The following is an 18758-nucleotide window of genomic DNA, read 5'->3' as shown; positions in this document are numbered from 1 at the left end:
CCGCCCTGCGCGACGACGACTACGTCTTCGCCACCTACCGCGGCCACCACCACGCCCTGGCCCGCGGCGCCACTCCCGAGGAGTGCCTCGCCGAACTCATGAGCCGGGCGACCGGGTTGTGCCGGGCCAAGGGCGGCTCCATGCACCTCACCAAGGCGTCCGTGAACATGCTCGGCTCCTACGCCATCGTCGGCGCCCACCTGCCCATGGCGGTCGGCGCCGCCTGGTCGGCCCGGCTGCGCGGCACCGGGCAGCTCGCGGTGGCCTTCTTCGGCGACGGCGCCACCAACATCGGCGCCTTCCACGAGGCGCTGAACCTGGCCGCCGTATGGAAACTGCCCGTGCTCTTCGTCTGCGAGAACAACCTGTACATGGAGTACACGCCGATCGCCGACGTCACGGCGGTCGCCCGCCCGGCCGCCGACCGGGCGCCCGCCTACGGCGTCCCCGGCGAGGTCGTCGACGGCAACGACGTCGTCGCCGTGCGCGAGACGGTGGCCGCCCTCGCCGAGCGGGCCCGTGCGGGAGGCGGACCCGCGATCATCGAGGCCGAGACCTACCGGCACTTCGGGCACAGCCGCGCCGACCCGGCGGCCTACCGCCCGGCCGAGGAGGTCGAACGCTGGCTCAAGCACGACCCGTTGGACCTCGCCCGGGGACGGCTGGCCGAACTCGGGGTGGAGGAGGAGACGGTCACCGCCGCCGACGACCGCGCCCGGGCCGCCGTACAGGAGGCGGTGGAGGCGGCGAAGAACGCGCCGCCGCCCGATCCGCGCGAGGCGCTCACCGACGTGTGGGCGGACGGAGGTGCGGCATGGCGGACGTGATCACCTATCGCGAGGCGGTCGCCGAGGGCATCGCGCGCGAGATGCGGCGCGATGCGGCCGTGGTGTGCCTCGGGGAGGACATCGGCGAGGCCGGCGGGGTGTTCAAGACGACCGTGGGGCTGCTGAAGGAGTTCGGGCCCGAGCGGGTGTGGGACACGCCGATCTCCGAACAGGCCATCGTGGGCGCGGCGATGGGGGCCGCCATGACCGGCATGCGGCCGGTCGCGGAGATCATGTTCTCCGACTTTTTGGCCTGTTGTTGGGACTACCTCGCCAACGAGATACCCAAGGTGCGTTACATGACGGGCGGTCAGGTCACCGTGCCCCTCGTCGTACGCACCGCCAACGGCGGCGGGCTCGGTTTCGGCGCCCAGCACTCGCAGGCCACCGAGAACTGGGCCCTGACCGTGCCCGGGCTGAAGATCGCCGCGCCGGCCACCCCCGCCGACGTGATCGGCATGATGGCGGCGGCGATCCGCAGCGACGACCCGGTCGTGTTCTTCGAACACAAGGGGCTGCTGGCGAGCAAGGGTGCCCCGCCGCCGGCGGACCACGTCGTCGAGCTGGGCCGGGCCGCCGTCGTCCGCGAGGGCGCCGACGTCACCCTGGTGGCCCTCGCCTCGATGGTGCCGGTGGCGCAGGAGGCGGCCGCCCGGCTCGCCGAGGAGGGCGTCGACGCCGAGGTCGTCGATCTGCGCAGCCTGATCCCGCTCGACACCGCGACCGTGCTCGCCTCACTCGCGAAGACCTCGCGCCTGGTCACCGTGGAGGAGAACCCGTACCAGGGCGGCTGGGGCGCCACCGTCGTCTCGGTCGTCGCCGACGAGGGATTCGACCTGCTCGACGCGCCCGTGCGCCGGATCGCGGGGGAGTGCGTCCCGCTGCCCTTCGCCGACGCGCTGGAGGAGCAGGTCATCCCCACCACCGAGAAGGTCGTGGCGGCGGTCCGCGGCCTCGCCGCGTACTGAACACCCCATGGGAGGAAGCGCGATGACCGATCGGATACTCCTTCGCGCCGGGCACGTCGTCTCGATGGACCCGGACATCGGGGACCTGCCGCGGGGTGACGTCCTCATCGAGGACGGGACGATCACGGCCGTGCGGCCGGAGATCAGCGCCGACGCCGAGGTGCTCGACATGACCGGCCGCATCGTGATGCCCGGCTTCGTCGACACCCACCGCCACACCTGGGAGGCCTCGATCCGCGGCGTCGCCCCCGACGCCACCCTCGACGACTACTTCGTCGACATCCTCGACACCTTCGCCCCGCTGTACACGCCGGAGGACGTCTACGCGGCCAACCTCGCCGGCGCCCTGGAATGCCTGAACGCGGGCATCACCACCCTGGTCGACTGGTCCCACATCAACAACACGCCCGAACACCCGGACGCGGCGATCCAGGCTCTCGCCGAGACCGGCATCCGCGCCCAGTACGCCTACGGCAGCGCCAACACCTCGCTCGCCGACTACTGGTTCGAGAGCAAGATCGCCATTCCCGGCGACGACGTACGCCGTGTCCGTGGGACGTACTTCTCCTCCGACGACGGCCTGCTCACCATGGGCCTGGCCACCCGCGGCCCCGGTTTCTGCGTCAACGACGTCGTCACCTCCGAATGGGCCCTCGCCCGCGAACTGGGCATCCCGATCACCGTGCACGTGGCGATGGGCCGGCTCGCCGGCCGCTTCGGCATGGTCAAGCAGCTGAAGGACATGGGCCTGCTCGGCCCGGACACCACCTACATCCACTGCTGCTACCTCCACGAGGACGAGTGGCGGATGGTCGCCGACAGCGGCGGTACGGTGTCCATCGCGCCGCAGGTGGAGACGCAGATGGGGCACGGCTGGCCGCCCGTGATGCAGGCGGTCGAGCACGGCCTGCGGCCCTCCTTGAGCATCGACGTCGTCACCACCGTGCCCGGCGACATGTTCACCCAGATCCGCGCGGCCTTCGGCGCCGAGCGCGCCCGGGTCAACGCCGACTGCTGGCAGGCCAACATGCCCGTGCCGGAGACGATGCTGACGGCTCGCCGGATGCTGGAGATGGCGACGCTCAACGGCGCGCACGTCGCGGGACTGGAACACCGCACCGGTTCCCTGACCCCCGGCAAGCGCGCCGACGTCGTCGCCTTCGACGCCACCGCGCTGAACATGACCCCCGTGCACGACGCGGCGGCCGCGGTGACGCTGTGCGCCGACGTCTCCAACGTCGAGACGGTCCTCGTCGACGGGGTGATCCGCAAGCGGGACGGGAAGCTGACGGCCGACGTGTCCCGGGCCCGGCGCCTGGTCGAGGAGTCCCGGGACCGGCTGCTGGCCGCGAAGGAGGCGAAGGCGAGGGCATGACACGGCACTTGGTGCGCCGGGCCGCCGACCTGCCCGAGTCGCCGTACGACCGGCTCGGCTACCGCAGACGGACCCTGGTCGGCGAGGACGACGGCAGTGTGCACACCGGCTTCGGCGTCTGCGAACTGCGGCCCGACGGCCGGGTCCCCGCCCACGTGCACTCCTACGAGGAGAGCTTCCACGTCCTCGGCGGGAGCGTCGTCCTCGACGTTCCGGAGGGCGCCCTCCTGCTGGTGGAGGGCGACTACGGCCTCCTGCCGACCGGCGTCCCGCACGCCTGGCGCGGCACCGTGGACAGACCCGCACGCTGGGCGGACATGCTGGCGCCGGTCCCGCGGGCGCGCTACGGCCACGACACCCAGGAGGTGCCGGAACTGCCCGCGCGCGACCCCGTCCGCATCGACGTCCGCGACCCCCGCACCCGCTCCTTCGGCCACTTCGAGCCCGCCCAGATGAACCCGGACCGGCAGTCCCAGGACCTCCTCCCGGTCTCGGCGAGCATGCGCACCGCACTGCTCGTCTACAGCGGCATCACGGTCAAGATGATGGTCGACGGCGACCTGGGCGCCGTCGCCTCGACGATGTTCATGGTGCGGTACGCGCCCGACGGCGTCGCCGGCACCCACGACCACCCCTTCGAGGAGACGTACTACTTCCTGGAGGGGGAGGCCGAGGCGGTGTTCGACGGCGAGACCTACCGCCTCGGACCCGGCGACTGCGCCTGGGCGGGCGCCGGCTGTGTGCACGGGTTCTCCAACGCCGGTACGGGAGAGCTGCGTTGGCTGGAGACACAGGCGCCGCAGCCGCCGACACGGCACTCCTACCGGTTCACCCGCGACTGGGACTACCTGAGAAAGGCCCTGGGATCATGAGCAGTGTCCTGGTCGTCGGCGGCACATCGGGCATCGGCCGCGAGTTCGCCCGGGTCCGGGCCGAGCGGGGCGACGAGGTCGTCCTCACCGGGCGCGACCCCGACCGCGCCGACGCCGTCGCCAAGGAGGTGGGCGCCCGCGGCCTCGCCCTCGACCTGTCCCGCCCCCGGGACATCGCGGTGGCCCTGGCCGACGTCGGACAGGTCGACCACCTGGTCCTCGCGGGCGTCTCCCGTGACGAGAACCGCGCCACCGACTACGACATCTCCGCCGCCCTGCGCCTGGTCACCCTCAAGCTGGTCGGTTACACCGAGGTCGTGCACGTCCTGCGCCCGCGCATGACCGACGACTCCGCGATCGTGATCTTCGGCGGTCAGGCCAAGGAGCGGCCCTATCCGGGGGCCACGACGGTGGCCACGGTCAACGCCGGTGTACGGGGCCTGGTGAACACCCTCGCCGTGGAGCTCGCGCCGGTCCGGGTCAACGCCGTCCACCCCGGTGTCGTCGGCGACAGCCCCTACTGGCGGGCCAAGCCGGAGGAGGTGCTGGCCGGACTGCGCGCCCGCACCCCGACCGGACGCCTCGCCACCATGGCCGACGTGGTGGACGCGGTGGACTTCCTGCTGCGCAACAGGTCGGTGAACGCGGTGGAGTTGAGCGTGGACGGAGGCTGGCTGCTGGGCTAAGGCGCCGGGAGGGCGGGGGCGCGGTCAGGCAGCGCGGCGCAGGCTGTCCTCGGTGACGTTCTTGTCGAGCGCGGCTCGCACCAACCCGGCCGCCAGTGCCGCCGGTTCGGTGTCACCGGCGAGCCGCACAAGGCGGTCGGGGTCCGTCGGCAGACCCAGGCGGGCGGCGCCGTCGAGAGCCTTGCGGTCCAGGTACGGGGCCACCTCCGGCCACACGCGCTGCACCTCGCGCAGGAAGATGTCGGCCCCGGCCGGGCCCAGCCCCGGGAATTCCCGCAGCAGACGGCGCAGTTCACCGACGTCGCCGTCCGCCGCCTTCCGCATGCGGCGCAGGTCCCCGCCCCACCGATCGATCAACAGCTCGGCTCCGTCGCCGAGTTGGGTGGCGGTGCGCTCGTCGTAGCGCCGGTAGCCGCCGCGGCCCAGCGCGTCGACCCGCCGCTGCCAGTCCGCCCCGGCCACCCGGCGCGGATCGCGCAGCCCGGCGTCGTACAGCTCCCGGGCGGTGTCGACGGCGATGGACCCGCGGATGCGGGCGCTCAGCAGCAGGGCCAGGACCAGCAGCCGGTACAGCGGCTGCGGGGTGTCCCGGAGCGTGATGCCCGCCTCCTCGGCGAACGTCCGCCCGTGGGCCCGCACGAGTTCCCGCACCACGTCCCGCTGCCCGCTCATGGCACACGCCTCACGGCTTGAGCGGGTCGTGGCCGATCGTCATCAGCAGATGCCGGCGACGGGTGTCCTCGGCCGCGGGCTCGTTCTCCAGGTCGGTCTGTTCCTCCACCGTGTCGACGACCTCGTGCATGACCTGGATGTCGTCGTCGGTGAGGTCGGTGCGCCGCTTCTGCAGGATCGCCAGGACGTGCTGTCCGGTCGGCGTGCCCGCGTGTTCGGGCAGCGGCTCCGTCTGCTCGTCGGCGTCGCTCACCCGCAGCCAGGCCGCCAGTTCCTGCGAGGTCATGTTCACCACGCGGTGGAAGTCCTCCCACAGCGCGTCGAATTCGAGGGCGTCGGTCATCGCGTGGCCCCTTTCGGTGCGTACGTGTCCCGGCCGCGGGCCGGTCGGTCCGTCGGCGGCCGGTCAGCCCTCGCGCGGGAAGTTCTCGGCCTCGAACATCCACCGCTGCTTCTCCAGATCGGCGGTGATCGCGATCAGCAGGTCCTGGGTGACCGGGTCCGGCTCGTCGGTCGCGGCGATGCGCTCGCGCAGCCGCCCGATCGCCGCCTCCAGCGCCTCCACCATCACCCGCACGACGTCGGTGTCGCGCACCCAGCCCGCCTCGGGGCCGGGCAGCCCGAAGTCGGCCGCGATCGTCGTCGGCCGGCCGTCCGGCGGCACACCGAGCGCGGCGGCGCGCTCCGCGACGGTGTCGGCGAAGTCACGGGCGCTGGTCACGACCTCGTCGAGCTGCAGGTGGATCGAGCGGAAACGCGGGCCCACGATGTTCCAGTGCGCCTGCTTCCCGATCAGGGAGAGCCCGAGAAGATCCACGAGGGTGTCCTGGAGTGCTTCCCCGGTCACCTTGCGCGCCGGTTCGGAAAGCGTGCTCTTCACCACGGCCATGGAGTGCTCCTCCTCGTGTCGTCGATGTCGTCAGGAAGCCGTGCCGCGTACGTCCTCGCAGGTCGCAGCGCGCATCGGCTCCTCGACCGGGTGCCCGGCCATATCCCGTGCAAACACCACGTACCGCGTCCGGATCAGCCTCCGAGGCCGCCGAGCACCCCGTCGAGGAACCGCGTCAGATCCGCGAACACCTCGTCCCTGTCGGTCTCGTGGAAGACCTCGTGCCGGGCGCCGCGGTAGATCCGCTCGGTGTGACGGCCCGCGCTCAGTTCCTCGACCCCGACGCGGCTCCCGGCGAGCGGCACGAGCCGGTCGTCGTCGCCGTGCAGCCACAGCAGGGGCAGCCCGCCGAGGTCGCCGGCGCCGGCCACGGTCTCCAGCATGCGGGCGAACGCCTCGACCGTCGGCCGCTTCATCGGCCCGTGCCACACCAGGGGATCCGCGGCGTACGCCGCCCCGACCGCCGGATCCCGGGACAGCGCGGCCGGACTGATCGGCGTGTCCGGGATCTCGTCGAGGGCGAGCAGCCGCCCGGGCAGTTCCCAGGCGCCGATCACGGGCCCCGAGAGCACCAGCGCGGCGAGTTCGCCGCCGTGCCGCTGGGCGTAACGGGCCGCGATCAGCCCGCCCATGGAGTGCCCGACGACCACGACCGGCACACCGGGGTACGCCCCTCGCGCCAGCTCCGCCACGGTGTGCAGGTCGCCGACGACCTCCTCGAAGTCCTCGATCAGCACCCGCTCGCCCGCCGACCTGCCGTGCCCCAGGTGATCCGGCCCGAACACGGCCGCCCCGTGCCCCACCAGCACCCCCGCCAGCTCCTCGTACCGCCCGATGTGCTCCCCGTACCCGTGCGCGACGAGGGCGACGTAGCGGGGCCGCACCCTGGGCCACTCACGGACCCGGACGTCCCCTCGCCATCCCGTCACCACGTGCTCGCGTACGTCGACCATGTCTTCCTCCGCTCTCCAGCCGACCGCCTCCCCTGCGGGGGCCTGGGGGCGGCAGCCCCCCCGAGGGTCACCCACCGAGACGGTGCTTACAAGGACCGGTTGTCTGCACATAGCATCGGTTCCCGCATGAACACGATGACGCTCTGGCACATCACCGGCTGGGAGTTCGCCGCCCTGGCCTTCGCGGCCCTCCTCGTCGGCTTCTCCAAGACCGCCGTGAGCGGGGCCAACACGGTCAGCCTGGCCATCTTCGCCGCGGTCCTGCCCGCCCGCGCCTCCACCGGCGTCCTCCTGCCGGTCCTGATCGCCGGCGACGTCCTCGCCGTCGTCACCTACCGCCGGCACGCGCACTGGCCCACCCTGTGGCGCCTGTTCCCGGCGGTCGCCGCGGGCGTGGTGGTCGGCACGCTGTTCCTGATGTGGGCCGACGACGGCATCGTGCGGACGTCGATCGGCGCGATCCTGCTGCTGATGGCGGGCGTGACGATCTGGCGCCGGCGCACCGCCGAGGCGGAGGAGGAGCCGGACTCGGTGACCAGCCGCGCCGGGCGGGCGAAGGCCCGTTCCTACGGTGTCCTCGGCGGTTTCACCACCATGGTCGCCAACGCGGGCGGTCCGGTGATGTCGCTGTATCTGCTGTCCGCGGGCTTCCGCAAGCTGGGTTTCCTCGGCACCTCGGCGTTCTTCTTCCTGATCGTCAACGTCTCCAAGGTGCCCTTCAGCGCGGGCCTCGGCCTGATCGACGGACGTTCGCTGCTCCTCGACGCCGCGCTCGCGGTGTTCGTCGTACCCGGTGCGCTGTTGGGCAAATGGGCGGTGCACCGGATCAACCAGAAGCTCTTCGAGCAGTTGGTCATCGCCGCCACGATCGTGGGCGGCCTGCAGCTCCTGCTGCGCTGAAATCGCTCCGCCGCAGCCGGGAATGCGACGAGGGGGTACCGCGTTACACCGCATGTGATTGACATGCTCGGATCAAAGATCCGTGGCGTGGGCGAAGGGAGGACCCCATGGCACGCAGCAAGGCGCGCCCCGTCGTCACGCTGAGGTCGACGGCCGGAACCGGCGTCACCTACGTGACCCGCAAGAACCGCCAGAGCCAGCCCGACCGGATGGTTCTGCGCAAGTACGACCCGGTCGCCGGACGGCACGTCGAGTTCCGCGAGACCCGCTGAACGACGACCGCCCGCCCCAGGCCGCTCCCAAGGAGGGAAACCCCGTGAAGCCCCGCATTCATCCCGACTCCCGGCTCGTCGTCTTCCGTGACCGCGCCGCGGACGTCGCGTTCCTGACCCGCTCCACCGCCGACTCGCCGCGCACGATCGCGTGGCAGGACGGCAACACCTACCCGCTGATCGACGTCGAGATCTCCTCGGCCAGCCACCCCTTCTACACCGGCAACCAGCGGGTCCTGGACACCGCGGGCCGAGTGGAGCGCTTCGAGCGCCGCTACGGCCCTACGAGGAAGGCAGCACGATGAAGGTGCGCAAGTCCCTGCGCTCGCTGAAGGCCAGGCCCGGCGCCCAGGTCGTCCGCAGGCGCGGCACGGTCTTCGTGATCAACAAGAAGGACCCCCGTTTCAAGGCCCGCCAGGGCTGACGGAGGCACAGCACGCGCAGGGCGGCCCCGCCTCGGGGCCGCCCTGCGCGTCGTTCCTCACGGTGCTCCACCGGCTCCCCCCCGACCGCGCACCGGAAGGAACGACGAGAGGGGCCGGGCACGGGATCGTGACGCCGGCCACCCGTCGCGCGCCGTCCCCGCTCCGGTGGAAGCCCACCGTGCCCGGCCGAAGACGGGTGGTCTCCGACTCCGCTCGCATGTGCCCCAGTCTTGTCGTGCCCCGGTACGCAATCAGCCACGAAAACCACCGTTCGAGGCGGAGTTGCGGCAAGACCCCCCGACTTCGGCGGCGTACGCGGCAACATCTAGCCGGTACCTCCTGACGAGGCGAAGGCGGGGGCCGGTGACCGAACAACTGCGCGTCCTGGTGGCGGCAGCCCTCGGCAGGATCGTGGAGCCGGTCCTGCGCGAGGGCCTGGGACAGGCCCAGGTGGTGCTCGCCGACTCCCCGGCCGCCGTCCGCAGAGCCGTCGACGGACGGCCGCGCTACGACGTCGTCCTGGCCGACCTGCTGTGGAACGACTTCCGCCTGGAGCGCGCTTTCGACGGCCTCGACGTGCTGGACACGCTGCAGGAGCTCCAGCGCGGAGCGCCCGCGGTGATCGCGGTCCAGGGCCACGGCGGGGAACGCGACCTGCTGGAGGAGGCGGTCGACCGCCCCGACGTGCTCGGCGTGGTGCACAAGTCCTGCGGGCCCGGCGACCTCATCGAGGCCGTCCGTACGGCCGCCGCGGGCCGCTGCCTGCCGCCCGCGCGCTTCCCCACCGGCGTCGACGGGGCGCGGCCGAGTGTGCACAGCCACTTCAGCGCCGGGCGGCGCGGTGCCACGAGCGCCCGTCTGGCCGGCGCCATCGCCGCCGGCCGTGCCACCGACTACCGCACCCTCAGCGAAGCCGCCCGGGTCCCGCTGAACACGGCGAACAAACTCGTGAACTACCTCGGCCCGCTCATCACCGGCCGCGGCGAGCACCCGCCGCAACTGCCGCTGAACTGCCAGGCGGTCTTCCGCTGGTGCGGTCGCCACGAGCTGTACATCCTCAGCTGGTGCCGCCGCTACGGCCACCGGGACCTCGCCGGGACAGCGGCGGCACCGGCCTGACGGCGGCCGGCGGTGTCGACGACCGGTCCGGCGGGGGAGGGGCGACCGGGGTGCCGCTGGTCACGCGCTCCCGGCTCCACCGCGAGGCCGTCGGGACGCCGGTCGCCGGGCCCGGCGGCGGGCCTCGTACGCTCGGTCCATGTCCCCGCACGTCCTGATCCTCGGTGGCACCGCCGAGGCCCGTGAACTCGCCGCCGCTCTCGTGGCCCGCCCCGGTCTGCGCGTCACCACCTCCCTCGCCGGTCGGGTGTCGCGGCCGGGGGCGCTGGCGGGGGACGTACGCGTCGGAGGATTCGGCGGTGCCGAGGGGCTGGCGGACTGGCTGCGCGAGCAGCGCGTGGACGCGCTGGTCGACGCCACCCACCCCTTCGCCGGTGCCATCACGGCCAACGCGGCACGCGCGGCCGCGGCGACGGGGGTCCGGGCCGTCGTCCTGCGCCGCCCCGGCTGGCGGCCCGGCCCCGAGGACCGCTGGCACACGGTCAGCTCCCTGAGCGCGGCGGCGGAGCTGCTGCCGCGCTTCGGACCCCGGGTCTTCCTCACCACCGGACGTATGGGACTGTCCCACTTCGCCCACCTGGCGGACCGTCACTTCGTGGTGCGCTCGGTCGATCCCCCCGAACCCCCCGTGCCCCCGCACACCGAAGTGCTGCTGGCCCGCGGCCCGTTCACCGTGACCGATGAGCTGACGCTGCTGCGCGCCCACCTGATCGACGTCCTCGTGACCAAGGACAGCGGGTCGCAGGCGACGGCCGCCAAGCTGGCGGCGGCCCGCCGGCTCCGCCTGCCCGTGGTGATGGTGGCCCGCCCGCCGCTGCCCGACGGGGTGAGCGTGGTGGCGGACGTCACGGGGGCACTGGACTGGCTGGGGCTCGACACGACACGGTGACGCAGGCGCCCGCCTTCGGCGAAGGAGCCTGGACGACTACCTCTCCTCGGGGTGGCGCCGCAGCAGATACGTGTCCATGATCCAGCCCTTGCGCTCGCGCGCCTCCGCCCGCAGCCGCTCGATGCGCGGAGCGGCCTCGGCGATCGGACCGGAGACGAGGATCTCGTCCGGGGTGCCGATGTACGCGCCCCAGTAGATGTCGATGTCCTGGTCCGCGTACTGCCGGAAGGCCTGGTGGGCGTCGAGCATCACCACCACGTCGTCCACGCCCTCCGGGAAGCCCTCGGCGAGCCGCCGCCCGGTGGTGATCTGGACCGGGCGGGCGACCCGGTTCAGGCCCGTGCGGTGCCGGGCGACGAGCGCCGAGACACTGCTGACGCCCGGCACGACGTCGTACTCGAAGGCCACCGCGCCCCGCTCCAGGACCTCTTCCAGGACGGCGATCGTGCTGTCGTAGAGCGCCGGGTCGCCCCAGACCAGGAACGCCCCGCTCTGCTCCTCGCCCACTTCGTCGGCGATCAGCCGCTCGTAGATGCCGGCCCGGGCGCTGCGCCAGTCCCCGACGGCGGGGGAGTAGGCCGCGCCGCCCGCCCGCCGGTCCCGCTCCGGATCGCGGGCCTCGACGATCCGGTACGGCGCCCCCTCGGGCATGTGCGTGTCGAGCATGTCCCGGCGGAGCTGCGTGAGGTCGCTCTTCACCTCGCCCTTGTCCAGGACGAAGAACACGTCCGTGCTCCGCAGCGCCTTGACCGCCTGAAGGGTGAGCTGGTCGGGGTCGCCCGCGCCGATACCGATCACATGAATCTTTCGCACCCCCCGAGTCTGCCGCACGCCACCGACAGCCCCGACACCGCGTCCGGACAGGGGAAGGGACCGCTCTCGGTGCGCAGGTGAGCCTCCTCCTAGCCCCGCAGCCGTGGCGCCCGCCGCGCCGCGTCGACGCTCTCCCCGCCCCGCTCCACGGCCTCCGCCAGCTCCCGCGCCCAGGCGGCCAGCCCCGCCAGATCCATCCCGTACGGCCGGCGGCGCTCCGTGTCCGCCTCCCAGGCCGACACGGCGGCCGCGCCCCGCCGCAGCAGCCGGGCACCGCCCGTGGCGTTCCCGCGGGCCGCATGGGTGAGGCCGACGGCGAGCTGGGCGAGGCCGCGCCACAGTTCCCGTTCCTCGGCGGGGCCCGACTTCCAGGCGTCCTCGAACACCTCGTGCGCGTGGAAGGGCTTGCCCGCGGCCAGCAGCGCCTGCGCCTCGGCGACGGTCTCCTCCGGAGTACGTACGACCCCCTCGGGCTGCCGGTCCACACCGGCCGCGCCGTACGGCAGCGGCCGCCCCAGGCCGTCCCGCGGCCGGGCGTTGCGCGCCCGCCCCTCGCCGTCGCGGTCCCGCGCGTCCACCGGCCGTCCTGAGGATGTGCTGCCCATACGCCGATTGTCGCGCGCCCGGTGCCCCCTTTCGGCGCCGCCCCCCGCGTGGGGTAAAGTGCTGTTCGCGCGATCACGCGGTTCACCGCGGGAAGCGCACCGGGACGTGGCGCAGCTTGGTAGCGCACTTGACTGGGGGTCAAGGGGTCGCAGGTTCAAATCCTGTCGTCCCGACGGTCACGATGTCTCAGGACATCGAAAGCCCCCGAACCCATGGGTTCGGGGGCTTCGTCGTGTGCGTGGACCGGGCGCCGGTGGCGGGCTCGGCCGGGCACCACCGCGCGGGTGGTGCCCGGCCCCTGAGGCCCTGTCAGCCGGTGTGCGGCAGGCTAGCCGCGCCGCCCCGCCGAGTCCTGGCCGACCGCGTCCCGGCTGTCACCGGAGACCTGCGCCGCGTCGGGGTGCCCGACGCCGGCCGCCGCCGGACGCGCGCGGTCCGCATGACCGGGCCACCACGCCGCGTGCCCGATGAGGGCGGTGAGGCTCGGCGTGAAGAACATCGCCATCACGAAGGCGGCGACGGCGATGCCGAAGGAGACCGCGAAGCCCATCTCGGTGAGCAGCGCGTTGCCCGCCAGCATCATCGTGGCGAAGGTGGCCGCCAGGATGAAGCCGGCCGCGGCCACGGTGGGACCGGCGTGCCGGAGCGCCATGCCGGCCGCCTCGCGCGGTTCGCGGCCCTCGCGGGCCTCCTCCCGCAACCGGGCGATCATCAGGATGTTGTAGTCCGTGCCGATGGCGACCACGAAGAGGTACATGATCACCGGGAGCATGAACATCAGCCCCGACTTGCCCTGCGCCTCCTGGAAGATCCACACGGTGGCACCGAGCGTGGCACCGAAGCCGAGGCCGACGGAGGCGATCAGGTACCAGGGGGCGACCACGCTGCGCAGCAGCAGCCCCAGGATCACCATGATCAGCAGGGCGGCGACGGGGAAGACCGTCCGGTAGTCGTGACTCACCGCCGTGTCGATGTCCTTGTAGATCGAGGACATACCGCCGACCAGGGCCCGCGTGCCCTCCGGTGCGTCGGCGTGCGCGACGTCGCGCACCTTGCCCACGGCGCTCAGCGCCTTGTCCGTGGAGGCCTCGTACTTGAGCGTGACGGTGAAGTCCGCGGTGGTGCCTGCCTTGTTCAGCTGCGTCATCCGGGCGTTCGCGACGCCGTCCACGGCACCGAGCTTCTGGGCGTACGCGGCGAAGGTGCCCTTGTCCAGCGGCTTGCCGTCGGTGCTGGAGAGATAGACGTCGGTCGGGGCGGCCGCGCCCGCCGAGTACGCCTTCTGCATCTCGTCCTGGACGACCATGGACTCCTTGGTCTTGGGCATGGAGCCCGCGGCCAGGTCGAAGGTCGCGTTGAAGCCGAGCGTGCCGAGCGACAGTGCGACCAGGACGAGACCGGAGACCGCGGCGACCAGTGCCGGGCGGCGCTCCACCCCGCGCCCCAGCGCGGCGAACCGGGCGTTCTCCGGTTCGCGCTGCCAGGACTTCGACGGCCAGAACACCTTGGGCCCGATCAGCGAGACCACCGCCGGGATCAGGGTCAGGGCGGCGATCAGGGTGACGGTGACCGCGATGGCGAGCGCCGGGCCCATCTGCTTGAGGAAGCCCAGCGTCGACAGCACCAGCGCGAAGAAGGCGATGATGACCGCGCCGGCGGCCGAGGCGATCGCCTCACCGACCCGCGCGACCGCGTTGATCATGGCCTGCTTCGGTTCGTCGCCGGCCCGCAGCCGTTCGCGATAGCGGAACATCAGGAACAGGAAGTAGTCCGTGCCCACGCCGAACAGCACGACGATCAGGATCGACGAGATGGAGCTGTTGGCCTGGAGGTCGAACAGCTTGGTGGCGTAGGCGATCAGCCCGTTGGCGATGGCGGACACCAGGCCGATCAGGAACAGCGGCAGCACGGCCAGGATCGGCGCCCGGAAGATGATCAGCAGCGTCACCAGGATGATCACGAAGGTGCCGATGCCGATCAGTGCCTCGCCGCGCTTGGACGAGTCCTGCTGGTCGAGCGCCTGCGCGGCGGAGCCGCCCAGCCTGACCTCCAGGTCGGTTCCCTTGACCAGTTGCTTGACGTCGTCGCGCAGCACCTTGGCCGCGTCGGCCTGTTTGGGCTGGCCGGCGTTCTTGCTGTCCATCTGGACCAGGGTCATGGTGTACCGGCCGTCCTGGGACGGCCGGCCGGGGACGACCTTCTGCACCTGGTCGATGTGCTTGTCGCCCAGTTCCCTGGTGATCCGGACGACGTCCTGCTGGTCGGCGGCGGTCAGCTTGCCGCCGTCGGTGCGCTGGTACAACGCGATCGCGGACGGGGTGAAGGCGCTGGGGAACGCCTTCGCCTGGAGGTCCGCGGCCTTGATGGATTCGTAACTCTTGGGCAGAAAGCTGCTCTCGTCACTGCTGGACGGCAGGCCCGGAGCGGTGGCGACGATCGCCACCGCGGCGATCAGCCATGCCACGATCGTCCAGACGGGATGTCGGACGACGACGTTGCCAATACGTCGGAACATGCGGGAGGGTCCTCCTGGTCAGGAAGATCACCGCAGCCCGGGGAGCGGACCCTGGCATCGGCGACCTCGGCCGGCCCTCGGGGCACTCCTCCCGTCGGGACGGCCGAATGGTTGTCTCAGGTGCCAAGCCTAGTGATGCTCATGACCAAGAGCGTCAGGCGCCCTCCCCGATTCGAGCGGACATCGAGGGCCGCCCCTCAGAGGTGGCTCGCGCGCCGGACGGTGAGGATGGCGATGTCGTCCTGCCTGCGCTCGTCGCCGGCGAAGGCGAGGGCGTCCTCGTGCAGGGCGCGGGGCAGTTCGGTGGGGGAGAGGCCGAGGTGCTTGGGCAGCCGTTCGTCGAGCGGGTAGAAGGTGCCGTCGTCGGTCCGTGTCTCCGTCAGCCCGTCGGTGGTCAGCAACAGGGTGGAACCCGCCCGGAAGTCGAACCAGTCCACCACGGCCGGCTCCGCGGAGAGTTCGGCCAGGCCGAGGGGGACGCCCGTGTCGAGCGCCGGTGAGGTGACGAGGCCGTCGTGCATCAGCAGGGGCGGCACGTGCCCGCAGTTGACCGCCTGCGCCTCGTCGTGCGCGTCGATGCCGAGGATCAGGGCGGTGACGAACCGCTCGTCCTCGCCGGTCTGCTCGGCGTAGGAGTTGTGGCGTACGACGGCGGCGTCCAGGGCGTCCACGAGCGCGGTGAGGGTCGGTTCGCGATGGGCGGCCTCGCGGAAGGCGCCGATGACGGCGAAGGCGGCGCCGACGGCGGCCAGGCCCTTGCCCTGCACATCGCCGATCAGCACCCGGGTGCCGAAGGGTGAGGCGACGACGTCGTAGATGTCCCCGCCCACGAGGCGGTCCTCCTGCACGGGTTCGTAGACGCCGTTGACCAGGACGTCGTCGGTGACCAGGGGCAGGGGGTGCAGGATGTGCCGCTGCATGGCGGCGGCGGTGGAGCGCAGCCGCAGCATCTCGCGCTCGCGTCCGACGCGGCGGTGGCAGGCGTAGACCGAGAACCCGCCCAGGGCGAGGGTGAACAGGACGAGCAGCACACGGTCGAGCCAGTGACCGTCGAGGGGGGCCCGCAGCACCACCGTGGCGGTGACCACCAGGGCGGTCCAGCCGGCGACGAACGCCGTCTGCACCACGGTGCACAGCGCCGAGGCCGTGCCCGGAAGGAACACCAGCAGCCCGAGCAGCCACACCTCGGACCCGGACAGGTTGCTGAGCACCTCCACCAGCACCGTCACCGCCACCACACCGGCGACCACGTCGACGGTGCCGGGCGGCTCGATGGCATCGACGGCCTCGGCGGATCTCTTGCGACGGCTACCGGTCATGGGGGCTCCCGGGCGAATGGCGATCTCTTCGTACGTTAGGTCAGGTCGGGCGGAATTCACCCGCTGGGCGGAAGCCGTCAGGCCGGACCGTGCGGCCCCTGCCGCTCCGAGCCCTGCCGGCGTGGCCGCCCGGGCGGCCACGCCGGCTTTCGTGCAGGGCAGGGCGTGCTCCACCGGGAGCCGGGTGCGTACCACGCACGCCGGCGGCGGGGACATCGCGCTGCACCCCGTGCGAAACGCCCACCGCGACTGCCGTGCGCGGTCCCCCGGTACTCCGCAGTGGCGGCGTCCGGGCTCTCGACCGGACAGCGGTCGGACGCGGGGCGGGCACCTCCGCCGACTCCGGGCCCATCGCGGCGGGCCCCGGCGGTGAGCCGGCCTTCGCCGGGGATGATCACGGGCGGCCGGCCGCTGACCGTCACTCCGGGAAACCGGGGAGTGCTCTTCACCGATAGCAGGTCGTGGGTGATGGGGGGCGGCCTCTCCGGCGCGGCAGGCACCCGGCGCGCGCGGTTCGGCCTCGCCACCGCGTCCGACCGGTAGGCGGTCGCCGTGACCGTCCGGCCCGCGTCGTCCGGCCCGTCTCCGTCGGCGGCCCGCAGCTCTCGGTGCGGGCCGTCCGGTCTGTCATGGGGAGGCCTGCTCCCCTGCGTCCCGCGTGAACCGGTCGAGCAGGGCGTCCAGCCCGACGGCCAGTCCTTCGGCTCCGCCCCGTTCGGTGAGCGCCGGGGCGGTCCGCCGCAGTCCCGGCAGGTCCTGGGGCGGCATGCGGTGCAGGCCGAGGCGGAACGCCGGGTCCTCCTCGTCGGGGTTGTCGACCATCGGCCGCAGCTCGACGGACACGTACCCGAGCAGCCAGGCGGTGAAGGCCCGGAAGAGGCCGGCCGTACCGGCGTCGTCGAGGCCCGCCCGCCGCAGCAGGTCGAGTACCCGCTCGTGGTCCTTCAGTACGGCAAGCGGGCGGCGGGCCAGTGGCACCGCCAGCATGCGCGTGGTGAGCAACGGGACCACGTGGGGATGCGCCATGCACACCTCGTACGTGACGCGGACGACGCGGTGGAGTTCGGAGCGCCATGGGGCGGCATCGGCGTCCGCGTCACGACCGGCGTCCAGTCGTTCCGCCAGCTCCAGGTACAGAGCCTCCACCAGCCCGTCCAGCAGGGCGTCCTTGCCGGCCGCGTACCGGTACAGGGCCATCGCCTCCACGCCGAGCTCGGCGCCCAGCCGCCGCATGCTCAGTGCCGACAGGCCCTCCCGGTCCACCAGTTCCAGCGCGCTGGCCAGCACGCGTTCCCGGCTCAGCCGGCCGTACCGGCCGCGGTCGCTGGCCCGCCTGGCCGGATCGGACCCGGTGGATCTGACCATCGTCCTGTTCTCCTCACCGCCCGGCCAACACCTCGCGGCGAGCGTACGACGTAAATGTCCGTACCGTCACACGCGCGGGCCCGGAATGATCGCCCGAGATGCCACGGTCGTCCGTGCGGGCTAGGCTCATGGGTCGAGGCAGGTTGCCCCCGATCCGTGAACCGGACTTCGCAGGCCTCACCGCCGGGCAGGAATCGCTGTGAACGGACCCGCTGTACTCCAGATCGACACCTCCGCCGGGCTCGTGCACGTGACGACTCCGGTGCCACGGGAGACCTGGTGGATGCTCGCCCACGAGGATGCGGCGACCAACGTCACCCAGACTCCGGCGTGGCTCGACTGCGTGTGCGCGACGGGTCGGTTCCGGGACGCCAGCCGGTTGTACGAGTTCGAGAGCGGCGGCCGGTTCGTGCTTCCCCTGGTGACCAGGCACCGGCGGCCGACCTCGCTGACGGTGCAGGAGTCCTGGCCGGGAGAGTGGGGCATCGGCGGGCCGGTCTCCTCCGGGGTGGTGGGCCCACGGGAGGCCCGGGCGGTCTTCGACGACCTGGCTCGGCTACCGGCCCTGCGGGTCGGTGTGCGATTGCGCCCCGAGGACTCGGAGGTGTGGTCACGCGCCGTACCCGCGGCCTTCCAGGAAGACCGCCACACGGTTCATGTGCTCGACCTCGAGGGCGGGTTCGGCACGGTCTGGGAACGACGCTTCCACCAGAGCGTTCGGCGCGGTGTGCGCGTGGCCGAACGCTCGGACGTCGACGTGGAGGTGGACCGTACCGGTCGGCTGGTTCCGGAGTTCTACCAGTTGTTCGAGCAGTCGATCGTGCGCTGGGCCGCGCGGCAGAACGAGCCGCTGGCGCTCGCCCGGTGGCGCAGAAAGCGAGCGTTTCCGAGGGAACGGCTGGAAGCAGTCGCCGACCTGCTCGGAGAGTCCTGCGCGATCTGGATGGCTCGCCGCGCCGGGGAGCCCGCCGCGGCGATCGTCGTCCTGCGTTACGGTCACCACGCCAAGCTGTGGCACGCGGCCATGAACCGGGACCTGGCCCATCCTGTCCGGGCCAATCACCTGCTGCACCGGCTGGCGGTCGACGACGCGTGCGCGGCCGGCTGCCTCCGATATGACTTCGGCGGGTCCCGGCAAGGGGTATCGCTCGCCACCTTCAAGGAGGGCTTCGGCGCGGAGCCCTTCAGCTCACCCCGGTACTACCGGGAACGACTCCCCGTCTCCGCGGTCGACCGCGGACTCAGGTCGGCCGCCAAGCGCGTGATCCGCTTCAAGGAAGGGTGATCCCGCCA

21 protein-coding genes and 1 tRNA gene are annotated in these 18758 nt (G+C 72.3%); 13 read left to right on the top strand and 9 right to left on the bottom strand.

All coding sequences use genetic code 11. The features are described 5' to 3' along the window. The 5 genes from LN251_RS42580 to LN251_RS42560 form a co-directional block, all read left to right on the top strand. The coding region (locus tag LN251_RS42580) for a thiamine pyrophosphate-dependent dehydrogenase E1 component subunit alpha (RefSeq protein WP_458249482.1) at positions 1-827 on the top strand (827 nt) is incomplete at its 5' end. Further along, positions 815-1795 carry an alpha-ketoacid dehydrogenase subunit beta gene (locus tag LN251_RS42575; RefSeq protein WP_458249481.1) on the top strand — a complete coding sequence of 327 codons (981 nt, stop codon included), beginning with the start codon at positions 815-817 and terminating at the stop codon, positions 1793-1795. The genes LN251_RS42580 and LN251_RS42575, both read left to right, overlap by 13 nt. A 22-nt stretch (positions 1796-1817) precedes the next feature. Then, entirely contained in the window at positions 1818-3170 is a 1353-nt protein-coding gene (locus LN251_RS42570) for an amidohydrolase family protein (protein WP_458249480.1), read from the top strand. Continuing rightward, positions 3167-4042, top strand: a complete 876-nt coding sequence (locus LN251_RS42565) for a cupin domain-containing protein (protein WP_458249479.1) — start codon at positions 3167-3169, stop codon at positions 4040-4042. The genes LN251_RS42570 and LN251_RS42565 overlap by 4 nt, the downstream gene beginning before the upstream one ends. After that, complete coding sequence (locus tag LN251_RS42560; RefSeq protein ID WP_458249478.1) at positions 4039-4728, top strand: SDR family NAD(P)-dependent oxidoreductase; 690 nt, start codon at positions 4039-4041, stop codon at positions 4726-4728. Before LN251_RS42565 ends, LN251_RS42560 begins: the two co-directional genes overlap by 4 nt. A 24-nt stretch (positions 4729-4752) precedes the next feature. On the opposite strand, the gene LN251_RS42555 is transcribed toward LN251_RS42560, so the two are convergent. The 4 genes from LN251_RS42555 to LN251_RS42540 form a co-directional block, all read right to left on the bottom strand. Continuing rightward, positions 4753-5400 (bottom strand): endonuclease, encoded by a 648-nt coding sequence (locus LN251_RS42555; RefSeq protein ID WP_458249477.1) that lies wholly within the window; start codon positions 5398-5400, stop codon positions 4753-4755. A 10-nt stretch (positions 5401-5410) separates the two neighbouring features. Further along, complete coding sequence (locus LN251_RS42550; protein ID WP_058921779.1) at positions 5411-5743, bottom strand: DUF3140 domain-containing protein; 333 nt, start codon at positions 5741-5743, stop codon at positions 5411-5413. A 63-nt stretch (positions 5744-5806) separates the two neighbouring features. Further along, entirely contained in the window at positions 5807-6289 is a 483-nt protein-coding gene (locus LN251_RS42545; RefSeq protein WP_458249476.1) for a Dps family protein, read from the bottom strand. Between the two features lie 134 nt (positions 6290-6423). After that, on the bottom strand, positions 6424-7242 hold the full coding sequence (locus LN251_RS42540; protein WP_458249475.1) for an alpha/beta fold hydrolase: 819 nt from the start codon (positions 7240-7242) through the stop codon (positions 6424-6426). A 126-nt stretch (positions 7243-7368) separates the two neighbouring features. Between LN251_RS42540 and LN251_RS42535 the strand changes: the two genes are divergently transcribed. The 6 genes from LN251_RS42535 to LN251_RS42510 all read left to right on the top strand — a co-directional run bounded on the left by LN251_RS42535 (position 7369) and on the right by LN251_RS42510 (position 10847). Continuing rightward, entirely contained in the window at positions 7369-8142 is a 774-nt protein-coding gene (locus LN251_RS42535; protein ID WP_458249474.1) for a sulfite exporter TauE/SafE family protein, read from the top strand. A 107-nt stretch (positions 8143-8249) separates the two neighbouring features. Further along, entirely contained in the window at positions 8250-8414 is a 165-nt protein-coding gene (gene rpmG, locus LN251_RS42530) for a 50S ribosomal protein L33 (RefSeq protein WP_058921775.1), read from the top strand. Between the two features lie 44 nt (positions 8415-8458). Further along, a complete protein-coding gene (locus LN251_RS42525) occupies positions 8459-8719 on the top strand; it encodes a type B 50S ribosomal protein L31 (RefSeq protein ID WP_458249473.1) in 261 nt (86 codons plus the stop codon). After that, a complete protein-coding gene (gene ykgO, locus LN251_RS42520) occupies positions 8716-8838 on the top strand; it encodes a type B 50S ribosomal protein L36 (RefSeq protein WP_058921773.1) in 123 nt (40 codons plus the stop codon). Before LN251_RS42525 ends, ykgO begins: the two co-directional genes overlap by 4 nt. A gap of 364 nt (positions 8839-9202) precedes the next feature. Then, entirely contained in the window at positions 9203-9958 is a 756-nt protein-coding gene (locus LN251_RS42515) for a hypothetical protein (protein WP_458249472.1), read from the top strand. 139 nt (positions 9959-10097) lie between these two features. Continuing rightward, complete coding sequence (locus LN251_RS42510) at positions 10098-10847, top strand: cobalt-precorrin-6A reductase (protein ID WP_458249471.1); 750 nt, start codon at positions 10098-10100, stop codon at positions 10845-10847. 36 nt (positions 10848-10883) lie between these two features. Here LN251_RS42510 and cobF read toward each other — a convergent pair whose 3' ends face one another. Both cobF and LN251_RS42500 read right to left on the bottom strand, forming a co-directional pair. Next, entirely contained in the window at positions 10884-11660 is a 777-nt protein-coding gene (gene cobF / locus LN251_RS42505; RefSeq protein WP_458249470.1) for a precorrin-6A synthase (deacetylating), read from the bottom strand. 89 nt (positions 11661-11749) lie between these two features. After that, entirely contained in the window at positions 11750-12265 is a 516-nt protein-coding gene (locus LN251_RS42500; protein ID WP_458249469.1) for a DUF309 domain-containing protein, read from the bottom strand. 100 nt (positions 12266-12365) lie between these two features. Between LN251_RS42500 and LN251_RS42495 the strand changes: the two genes are divergently transcribed. Further along, a tRNA-Pro gene (locus tag LN251_RS42495) sits at positions 12366-12439 on the top strand. A 155-nt stretch (positions 12440-12594) separates the two neighbouring features. On the opposite strand, the gene LN251_RS42490 is transcribed toward LN251_RS42495, so the two are convergent. From LN251_RS42490 to LN251_RS42480, 3 genes are all read right to left on the bottom strand, one after another. Next, entirely contained in the window at positions 12595-14781 is a 2187-nt protein-coding gene (locus LN251_RS42490; RefSeq protein ID WP_458249468.1) for an MMPL family transporter, read from the bottom strand. A 197-nt stretch (positions 14782-14978) separates the two neighbouring features. Further along, positions 14979-16100 carry a PP2C family protein-serine/threonine phosphatase gene (locus tag LN251_RS42485; protein WP_458249467.1) on the bottom strand — a complete coding sequence of 374 codons (1122 nt, stop codon included), beginning with the start codon at positions 16098-16100 and terminating at the stop codon, positions 14979-14981. Between the two features lie 627 nt (positions 16101-16727). After that, positions 16728-17465, bottom strand: a complete 738-nt coding sequence (locus tag LN251_RS42480) for a TetR/AcrR family transcriptional regulator (RefSeq protein ID WP_458249466.1) — start codon at positions 17463-17465, stop codon at positions 16728-16730. A gap of 199 nt (positions 17466-17664) precedes the next feature. Here LN251_RS42480 and LN251_RS42475 point away from each other — a divergent pair, with 199 nt between their 5' ends. Continuing rightward, the gene (locus tag LN251_RS42475; RefSeq protein WP_458249465.1) at positions 17665-18750 is read left to right on the top strand and encodes a GNAT family N-acetyltransferase; all 1086 of its coding nucleotides are present in this window, start codon (positions 17665-17667) and stop codon (positions 18748-18750) included. The last annotated feature ends 8 nt before the right edge of the window (positions 18751-18758 follow it).

Source organism: Streptomyces sp. MAI_2237 (assembly GCF_054189285.1).
This window is presented reverse-complemented; position numbering and strand designations above follow the sequence as displayed.

Bases quoted from the DNA above. Each gene is read 5' to 3' on its own strand.
- LN251_RS42510 (WP_458249471.1), top strand. From the start codon at position 10,098: ATGTCCCCGCACGTCCTGATCCTCGGTGGCACCGCCGAGGCCCGTGAA.
- LN251_RS42545 (WP_458249476.1), bottom strand. From the start codon at position 6,289: ATGGCCGTGGTGAAGAGCACGCTTTCCGAACCGGCGCGCAAGGTGACC.
- LN251_RS42570 (WP_458249480.1), top strand. From the start codon at position 1,818: ATGACCGATCGGATACTCCTTCGCGCCGGGCACGTCGTCTCGATGGAC.
- ykgO (WP_058921773.1), top strand. From the start codon at position 8,716: ATGAAGGTGCGCAAGTCCCTGCGCTCGCTGAAGGCCAGGCCCGGCGCC.
- LN251_RS42500 (WP_458249469.1), bottom strand. From the start codon at position 12,265: ATGGGCAGCACATCCTCAGGACGGCCGGTGGACGCGCGGGACCGCGAC.
- rpmG (WP_058921775.1), top strand. From the start codon at position 8,250: ATGGCACGCAGCAAGGCGCGCCCCGTCGTCACGCTGAGGTCGACGGCC.
- LN251_RS42555 (WP_458249477.1), bottom strand. From the start codon at position 5,400: ATGAGCGGGCAGCGGGACGTGGTGCGGGAACTCGTGCGGGCCCACGGG.
- LN251_RS42535 (WP_458249474.1), top strand. From the start codon at position 7,369: ATGAACACGATGACGCTCTGGCACATCACCGGCTGGGAGTTCGCCGCC.
- LN251_RS42560 (WP_458249478.1), top strand. From the start codon at position 4,039: ATGAGCAGTGTCCTGGTCGTCGGCGGCACATCGGGCATCGGCCGCGAG.
- LN251_RS42490 (WP_458249468.1), bottom strand. From the start codon at position 14,781: ATGTTCCGACGTATTGGCAACGTCGTCGTCCGACATCCCGTCTGGACG.
- LN251_RS42485 (WP_458249467.1), bottom strand. From the start codon at position 16,100: ATGACCGGTAGCCGTCGCAAGAGATCCGCCGAGGCCGTCGATGCCATC.
- LN251_RS42565 (WP_458249479.1), top strand. From the start codon at position 3,167: ATGACACGGCACTTGGTGCGCCGGGCCGCCGACCTGCCCGAGTCGCCG.
- LN251_RS42480 (WP_458249466.1), bottom strand. From the start codon at position 17,465: ATGGTCAGATCCACCGGGTCCGATCCGGCCAGGCGGGCCAGCGACCGC.
- LN251_RS42550 (WP_058921779.1), bottom strand. From the start codon at position 5,743: ATGACCGACGCCCTCGAATTCGACGCGCTGTGGGAGGACTTCCACCGC.
- LN251_RS42540 (WP_458249475.1), bottom strand. From the start codon at position 7,242: ATGGTCGACGTACGCGAGCACGTGGTGACGGGATGGCGAGGGGACGTC.
- LN251_RS42575 (WP_458249481.1), top strand. From the start codon at position 815: ATGGCGGACGTGATCACCTATCGCGAGGCGGTCGCCGAGGGCATCGCG.